Origin of the sequence: Pseudonocardia sp. SID8383 (genome assembly GCF_009864975.1) — a bacterium.
GTDB lineage: Bacteria > Actinomycetota > Actinomycetes > Mycobacteriales > Pseudonocardiaceae > Pseudonocardia > Pseudonocardia alni.
In genome coordinates, this window is sequence record NZ_WWFY01000221.1 from 1 (window position 1) to 1,528 (window position 1,528).

The 1,528-nt window shown below is 76.3% G+C and carries 2 protein-coding genes; one reads left to right on the top strand and one right to left on the bottom strand.

What is annotated here, in order from left to right; translation table 11 throughout:
* Positions 1-109: 109 nt before the first annotated feature.
* The gene (locus tag GTW08_RS31515; protein WP_062396076.1) at positions 110-463 is read right to left on the bottom strand and encodes an Rv2175c family DNA-binding protein; all 354 of its coding nucleotides are present in this window, start codon (positions 461-463) and stop codon (positions 110-112) included.
* 250 nt (positions 464-713) lie between these two features.
* Here GTW08_RS31515 and GTW08_RS05440 point away from each other — a divergent pair.
* On the top strand, positions 714-1,528 hold an 815-nt coding region (locus tag GTW08_RS05440), incomplete at its 3' end, for a protein kinase domain-containing protein (protein ID WP_237453565.1).

Consider the following 1,528-nt stretch of genomic DNA (forward strand, 5'->3'; position numbering starts at 1 on the left):
CGGGCCGCCGTCGCGCTGCCCCGGCTCGGCCGGGCGCTGGCCGCCCGCGGGACCGAGCTGGCGCGCGAACGCGCCGGGCGTCCGTCCCGCGGGTGAGCCGGCGGAACCCTCAGAAGGCCATGGCCTGGGCGCGGCGCTTGATCTCCTTGTGCCGGCCCGCGCGCAGCGCGGTGATCGGAGCACCGGAGAGCGACTCCTCCTCGGTGAACAGCCAGCTCAGGATGGCGTCGTCGTCGTAGCCGCCGTCGCGGAGGACGACGATCGTGCCCGGCAACCCGCGCACGACACCGTCGTCGTCGAGCAGCGCGGTCGGGACGACGACGTCGTGCCCGTTCTTGAACGACAGGAGCTGCCCGTCGCGGACGAGCTGGTGGACCCGGGAGACGGGGATCGACAGGCGGTCGGCCACCTCGGCGACGCTCAGCGTCTCCTCGGTGACCGCGGCGGGGAGGGACTCGTTCACAGCCGGACACTGTCCCACACCGTCCCGGACGGCGCCGACGCCCACCGGACCGGCCCGCCCGCGGCCCCGACGCCGACCACCTGCGCGACCGCCGGGATCGCCCCCGGTAGCCTCACCCGCGATGAGCTCACCGTCCGGTCCGGCCGACCCCGGCATCCCGGGTGGGGCCGGGCGGCTCGCCGCCGACGGCCCCGGCGAGGTGCTGCTCGACGGCCGTTACCGGGTCGGCCCGGTGCTGGCCCGCGGCGGCATGTCGACGGTGCACCACGGCACCGACACCCGTCTCGAACGCGCCGTCGCGATCAAGGTGATGGACCCGCGGATGGCCGGGGACCACGCCTTCCGTACCCGGTTCGACCGGGAGGCGCGGCTGGCCGCCCGGATCGACCACCCGTGCGTCGTCGCCGTCTACGACCGGGGCACCGTCCCCGCGGGCCCGCTGGGCGAGGCCAGCCTGTTCGTCGTCATGGAGCTGGTCGACGGCGGCACCCTGCGCGACGTGCTGCGCGCCCGCGGGGCGCTCGGGCTCCCGGCCGCGGTGCGGGTGCTCGAACCGGTCCTCGCCGGCCTGGCCCGCGCGCACCGGCTCGGCATGGTGCACCGCGACGTGAAGCCGGAGAACGTACTGATCTCGTCCGGCGGCGAGGTGAAGGTGGCCGACTTCGGCCTGCTCACCGCGGCCGCCGAGGCCGGGGTCAGCCACGCCGGGATGATCCTCGGGACGATGGCCTACCTCTCCCCCGAGCAGGTCGTGTCCGGCCGCGCCGACGGCCGCAGCGACGTCTACGCCGCCGGGGTCGTGCTCTACGAGATGCTGACCGGGCAGCCGCCCTACACCGCCGACAACCCGCTGTCGGTGGCCTACCGCCACGTGAACGAGGATGTGCCGCCACCGTCGGCGCTGGTCCCGGGGCTGCCGCCGGCCGTGGACGCCCTCGTCGCCCGGGCAACCTCGCGGGACCCCGAGCAGCGCCCGGTCGACGCGGAGCACTTCCGCCGCGAGCTGCTGGACACGGCCGACCGGCTGGGCCTGCCCCGGACCGCGACGCCGCGCCCGCCCGGCCC